The sequence below is a fragment of the Sphingobium phenoxybenzoativorans genome (assembly GCF_001757355.1).
Lineage (GTDB): Bacteria > Pseudomonadota > Alphaproteobacteria > Sphingomonadales > Sphingomonadaceae > Sphingobium > Sphingobium phenoxybenzoativorans.
This window is the reverse complement of sequence record NZ_MINO01000124.1, coordinates 1-6,055: the sequence shown is the minus strand read 5'-3', so window position 1 is coordinate 6,055 and position 6,055 is coordinate 1. Positions and strand designations below refer to the sequence as shown.

Annotated in this window: 7 protein-coding genes and 1 pseudogene; 1 reads left to right on the top strand and 7 read right to left on the bottom strand. The window is 65.1% G+C overall.

What is annotated here, in order from left to right:
* Positions 1-20: 20 nt before the first annotated feature.
* Positions 21-353, bottom strand: a complete 333-nt coding sequence (locus BHQ40_RS23650; RefSeq protein WP_070158172.1) for a hypothetical protein — start codon at positions 351-353, stop codon at positions 21-23.
* Between the two features lie 119 nt (positions 354-472).
* On the opposite strand from BHQ40_RS23650, the gene BHQ40_RS23645 reads away from it, so the two are divergent.
* Positions 473-1,576 carry a serine hydrolase domain-containing protein gene (locus BHQ40_RS23645; protein ID WP_070158171.1) on the top strand — a complete coding sequence of 368 codons (1,104 nt, stop codon included), beginning with the start codon at positions 473-475 and terminating at the stop codon, positions 1,574-1,576.
* Between the two features lie 136 nt (positions 1,577-1,712).
* Here BHQ40_RS23645 and BHQ40_RS23640 read toward each other — a convergent pair whose 3' ends face one another.
* The 6 genes and pseudogenes from BHQ40_RS23640 to BHQ40_RS26395 form a co-directional block, all read right to left on the bottom strand.
* Positions 1,713-2,075: a hypothetical protein gene (locus tag BHQ40_RS23640; protein WP_139139457.1), complete on the bottom strand. Its 363-nt coding sequence runs from the start codon at positions 2,073-2,075 to the stop codon at positions 1,713-1,715.
* Positions 2,076-2,175: 100 nt separating this feature from the next.
* Positions 2,176-3,174 (bottom strand): quinolinate synthase NadA, encoded by a 999-nt coding sequence (gene nadA / locus BHQ40_RS23635; protein ID WP_070158169.1) that lies wholly within the window; start codon positions 3,172-3,174, stop codon positions 2,176-2,178.
* On the bottom strand, positions 3,174-3,908 hold the full coding sequence (locus BHQ40_RS23630) for a DUF4230 domain-containing protein (RefSeq protein WP_070158168.1): 735 nt from the start codon (positions 3,906-3,908) through the stop codon (positions 3,174-3,176). The genes nadA and BHQ40_RS23630 overlap by 1 nt, the downstream gene beginning before the upstream one ends.
* Positions 3,905-4,786, bottom strand: a complete 882-nt coding sequence (locus tag BHQ40_RS23625) for an MBL fold metallo-hydrolase (RefSeq protein WP_070158167.1) — start codon at positions 4,784-4,786, stop codon at positions 3,905-3,907. The genes BHQ40_RS23630 and BHQ40_RS23625 overlap by 4 nt, the downstream gene beginning before the upstream one ends.
* Before the next feature lie 61 nt (positions 4,787-4,847).
* The gene (locus BHQ40_RS23620; RefSeq protein WP_070158166.1) at positions 4,848-5,657 is read right to left on the bottom strand and encodes an SDR family NAD(P)-dependent oxidoreductase; all 810 of its coding nucleotides are present in this window, start codon (positions 5,655-5,657) and stop codon (positions 4,848-4,850) included.
* Between the two features lie 118 nt (positions 5,658-5,775).
* Positions 5,776-6,055: pseudogene (locus BHQ40_RS26395) on the bottom strand (hypothetical protein); the annotation flags it as partial.

Genomic DNA, 6,055 nt, shown 5'->3' with positions numbered 1-6,055 from the left:
TCACCACTCTCCCGGCCCCCTCACCCCACCGGGTCGAGCAAACACCCAAACCCCGCCCTGTACCGCGCCGTGCGCTTCGCCATCATCGGCACGCTGCCCGTTACCGCCTTGCCGTCCGGATCATCCGAAATGGTGACGATCTCCATGCCCGGCTCCGTATCGCCCTTGCAGCTTTCCGCCGTCCGCCCTTCAACATAGCGGCAGGAGCAGGTCATGCGCGCGCCATAGGCGGCGCCGACCGCAGCCCGCGCCTGCCACAGGCTCCACTTCCACGCGAACAAAGCGACAAGCAATATCGCCGCCGCGCCCGCGACATAGGTCCATAGCGGCCGCCGCCCTGCTCCGGCCCCCATTCCCCCTGGGCGAATGATCCTGTTCTCCGGCATTGCCAGCCCCCCAAGGCGCGTTCGAAACGGCGCTTTCGATTCGGCGGGAGATTCCACCCGGCGAATTTTCCCTCTAAGGAGGCGCGATGAACAGCAAAAGCCGCCTTCGCACAAGCCTTGCCATCGCGGCAGCCCTGTTTCTGGGTTCGGCGAGCAGCGGAATCTCGCAAGCGCCGCTGCGCTATACGGTCGCACCGGATGCGGCGGTGAGTGGCGACGCCCTGCGCGCCGCCATCGACCCGGTGTTCGCGTCGGACGTTGGCGAGACCCGCGCGTTGCTGATCCTCCACAATGGCCGCATCGTCGCGGAACGCTACGCGCCGGGCTATGGGCCGGACAGCAAGCTGCTGTCCTGGTCGATGGCCAAGACGGTGACGGCGGTGCTGGCGGGCCTTATGGTGTCGGACGGGCGGCTGGCGCTGGACGGCCCCGCCCCGGTCCCCGCCTGGAGCGAACCCGGCGACCCGCGCGGCGCCATCACCCTGCGTCAGTTGCTCACCATGTCGTCGGGCCTCGACCATGTGGAGGATGGCGATCCCATCGCTTCGGCCGACACCATCCGCATGCTGTTCACCGACGGTGCGCAGGACATGGCCGCCTATGGCGAGGCGAAGCCGATCGCAGACCGCCCCGGCAGCGCCTTCAACTATAGCAGCGTGACCAGCGTGATCCTGAGCGACGTGCTGACCCGCATGCTGACCGACAGCCCCGATCCAGAAACCCGGCGCGCGGCGATGATGCGCTTCATCGACGGGCGGCTGAAGGAGCCGGTGGGCCTGTCCAGCCTGACGCCGGAGTTCGACGCGCGCGGCACGATGATCGGCGGCAGCATCATGCACATGACCGCGCGCGACTATGCCCGCTTCGGCGAGTTCCTGCGCGAACGCGGCCGCGCCAACGGGCGTCAGATATTGTCGGAACGCTGGATCGATTTCATGACCACCCCGTCCGCGCGCAATGGCGGCTATGGCGGGCATGTCTGGCTGAACCGGGAGGGCGCGGACAATGTGCTGTTCCCCGGTCAGGGTCCGGCGAGCCTGTTCGGCTGCGTCGGCCATAATGGCCAATATATCCTGGTCTCGCCGCGTCAGGGCCTGACGATCGTCCGCCTGGGCGTTTCGACATCGGAGGAGCGCATGGCGCTGCGCCCCGCCCTCGCCCGTATCGTGCACCTGTTTCCGGGGGGCTGAAGCGCGCCGATCTCACCCCGTTCGGGCTGAGCGAAGTCGAAGCCCTCCGCTGAGCGCAGCGAAGCGCCTCACTCCGTTCGGCCTGGCCCTTCGACTTCGTTCAGGGCGAACGGAGCCTTATTTGGGACCACCCTTCTCAGCTATTGCGCGCCTGACGCACCATCGCCCGCAGATACTGGCCCTTGGTCCATGTCTCGACCGGCGTGGTTTCCAGCAACTCCTCCGGGTCGACGGACATTAATTGCTGCTCGGCGAAACGGAAGCCGTCTGTCCATTTGTCGCATTCGCGCTGGAAATAGATGGCCGACCCGTCCTCCAGCTTGCGCAGGACGTTCGAATGCACCCGCTCGGCGGCCCAGGTCGAGCAGCTTCGCCGGTGCCGGGCGAAATGCTGCGCCACCACATCTTCCATATCGTCGGTATATTCCAACGCCAATCCGGCCAGCAACTGCTTCGCCGCCAGCCGATCGACGCTCCAGACACGCGAATCGTCCATCATCTGTCCCCCAACAACCCCGTTGGGAGACAGCCACAGTTAACGGATTTTAGTCAATCCCCCCGATGCCGGGGGTGTGCCATTGTCGTACCTTTATGGCGCTTCACTGGCGCGCGCCGATATCCCCCTGCCCCACGGTGCCGCTCGCCATTTCCAGCATCCGGTCGAGGCTCTTTTTGGCCTGCAGGCGCAGCCCCTCCTCCATCTCGATCCGCGGCTCCAGGTCGCGCAGCGCCAGATAGAGCTTCTCCATCGTGTTGAGCGCCATATAGGGGCAGATGTTGCAATTGCAGTTGCCGTCCGCGCCCGGCGCGCCGATGAAATTCTTGTCCGGCACCGCCTTCTGCATCTGGTGGATGATGTGCGGCTCGGTCGCGACGATCAGCGTGTCGCCCGGCATCGTCTTGGAAAAGTCCAATATGCCGCTGGTCGATCCCACATAATCGGCATGGTCGACGATATAGGGCGGGCATTCAGGGTGCGCGGCGACCGGCGCGTCGGGATATTGCGCCTTCAGCTTCAGCAGTTCCGTCTCGCTGAAGGATTCATGCACGATGCACACGCCCGGCCACAGCAGCATGTCACGGCCCAGCTTGCGCTTCAGGTAACCGCCCAGATGCTTGTCGGGGCCGAAGATGATCTTCTGCTCTTTCGGGATCTGCGCCAAAATCTTCTCGGCGGACGAACTGGTGACGATGATGTCGGAAAGCGCCTTCACCTCTGCCGAACAATTGATGTAGCTCAGCGCGATATGGTCGGGATGCGCCTCGCGGAACGCCTTGAACTGCGCGGGCGGGCAACTATCCTCCAGGCTGCATCCGGCGTCCATGTCGGGCAGCACCACGATCTTCTGCGGCGAAAGAATCTTTGCCGTCTCCGCCATGAAGCGCACGCCGCAAAAGGCGATGACGTCGGCGTCCGTCTCCGCCGCCTTGCGCGACAATTCCAGCGAATCCCCGACGAAATCGGACAGGTCCTGAATTTCCGGCTTCTGGTAATAATGGCCCAGGATGACGGCGTTGCGCTCCTTGCGCAGCCGGTCGATCTCCGCGCGCAGGTCAAGCCCTTTCAGGCTGCCGCCAATCCCTCCTCGTGCGTCCATTATTCGTGCGTTCCTTGTTCGGCCGGCGTGTGGGCGCCGCCTTCTGGTTCCTGATGGGCATTCTGGACCTGCGCATTTTCCGCCTGTCCATGGTTCTGCTCGTCCGAAGCCGCCTCCTGCCCCTCGTCGGCGAACTTGGCAACCACTGTCGCCTTTACGCCGGCGGCTTTCAGCGGCATGGCGAAGCTGCGCTCGATCGCCGAGCGGGTCGCGTCCCGCGCCAGCCGCATCGGCACCTCGCCCTTCGCCTGTTTCATCAGTTCGTCCTGGCCGCGCTTGCGGTTGGCCGCGTCCAGCGTCTCGCCCGCATCCGTCAGCGCCATCAATATGCCGCCGCCGTCATATTGCTTGATCCCGTCGATATCGACCTCCGGCCCGGCCAGGATCAGCGGCGGCAGGTTGACGGTCAGGACATTGCTCTCCTTGTCCCACTTCACATCCGTGGGCTGCAGCTTGTTGAGGTCGATCTCGTACCGGACGGTGCCCGGCATGATCATGGTCTTTTCCGCCTTCAGGCCCAGCCGCTCCTGCGTCGATGTCACGACCGCGACGAAGCTCGCCATGAAGGCGGTCAGCCGCGCCTGTTCGCGCAGGCCCTGCAGGCTGGCGGTGGCGATGCTCTCCACCTTGCCGTCCATCTTATCCTCGACGCCCTTCTGGAAATAATAGGCGCCGCCAAAGGCGATTCCAAAGACGACCAGAATGACGACCAGCAGGCCGATGATCGTTTTCATGCGGCGACGGTCTCCCAAAGGCCGTTTTGCTCGCGCACGACGCCGCGGGCTTTCAGGTCGAGCAGATGCGCCAGCACCGACCGCCCCGCCGCCGGGTGCAGCCGCGGATCGACACCCTTATACATTTCCTTGACCATATCGGGGATCGCCGCGCCGCCCGGTTCGCGCAGGTGGCGGACGATCTGCCCCTCGCGATGCTTGCGATGGCCCATCATGCCCCGCGCCAGCCGCTGGGGATTATCGACCTGATCGCCATGCGCCGGATAATAAACGGCGTCGTCCCGCTCCACGAGCCGCTGCATGGAGCGCATATAGTCAGCCATATCGCCATCGGGCGGCGAAACCACCGTGGTCGACCAGCCCATGATATGGTCGCCGGTGAACAGCGCATTTTCTTCCAGCAGGGCAAAGCACAGATGGTTGGACGTGTGCCCCGGCGTCGCCAGCGCCTCCAATGTCCAGCCCTCGCCGGAAATCTGTTCGCCATCCGTCAGCACCCGGTCCGGGCGATAGTCGGCGTCGAACGCAGCATCCGCGCGCGGCCCGTCGTCCATCAGGGTCAGCGGCGCGCATCCGATGATCCGCCCGCCCGTCGCCTCCGCCAGCGGCCGCGCCGCCGGGCTATGGTCGCGATGGGTGTGGGTGCACAGGATCGCCTTCACCGGCCGGCCGCCGATCGCGCGTTCCAGCGCCTCCAGATGTTCGGGAATATCGGGACCGGGATCGATCACCGCCAGCTCCGTCGTGCCGATCAGATAGGTCTCTGTCCCGGTATAGGTGAAGGCGGATGGATTGGGGGCCAATACGCGCCCGACGAGCCGAGAAAGCTGCGCAAGGATGCCGGTCGGCAGTTCGGCCGTTTCGAAGGGCAGTGTCATAGTCCCCATGTGCCATTTCGGCGGCGGATTTCAAGCGCCGCCGAAATGGAGGCATTCGCGATCAGGCGGTTTCGCTGGTCCGGTAACGGCTCGCGGCGCGATTGCGGGACAGTTTCATGGCCAGGCCCAACCGGATTTGGGTCAGCGCGTCAAACTCCTCAATCTCCTCCAGCGGCGGAATGGTCACCGTCTCGCCCCGGTCGAATCCCGTCAGCGCGGCATCGACCAGTTCATCGACGCCCATCACCATTTCGGGGGGCAGGTCGTCCGCGCTCGTCCCGGCGCTTTCCCAGATTTCGGTGCGCGTCGCGCCGGGCAGCACGGCCTGCACCCGCACGCCCTTCGGCTCCAGCTCATTGGCCATGGACTGGGAGAGGTTCAGGATGAACGCCTTGGTCCCGCTATAGACGCCGCCGAACATCTCCGGCGCCAGGGCCAGGACCGATGCGACATTGATGATCGCCCCGCCACGCGCCGCAAGCCCCGGCGCAGCGACCGCGGCAAGGCGGGTGGGCGCAACGACGTTCAACTGAATCAACCGGTCATAGGCGTCGGGGTCGCCATCCAATATGCCGACGCCGGTTGCTGCGCCCGCATTGTTGACCAGCGTGGTGATGGTTTCATCCTCGCGCAGCCGGGCCTCCACCTTGGCCAGATCCGCCTTGTTGGTGAGGTCTGCGGCCAGCACGTCCACCTTGACGCCGGTCTCGGCCCGTAGCCGTTCCGCCAGCGCGGTCAGCTTGGCCGCGTTGCGCGCAACAAGGATAAGGTCGTTGCCGCGCTTGGCGAACCTGTCGGCATAGGTCGCGCCGATCCCTGTGGATGCGCCCGTGATCAGGATGGTGCCCGCGGCGGCCTGTGTGATGCTCATAACCTGTCTCCCTGTTCGGATTAGATGATGGTCATCATATATAAATGCCGCTTCCTTCAACAAGGAGCGCCGCAGAAATTATTTTCTCCCTTTCTCCATCCCCCGTCAATCTGTCCCGTCAATCGATCCCGGCCTGCAGCCGCGCGATCTCCTTGTCCAGATCAGCGACGACCTGCGCCCGGATCGCCGCGCTCATTGCCCGGTCGCTTGATCCCTGCGCCCGCGCCACGCCTTCGCGGGCCTTGCGCAGACCGGCCAGAGCCGCCTGACGCCCTTCCACCTCGCCGCGCCGCGCCTCGGCCTGCGCCATCCGCGCTTCACGGCGGGCGTCGGCGACCGCCCGGCGGCAGATCATGATCTGCACATGTTCGGCCCGGCCATTCGCGCCGGTGGTCGTC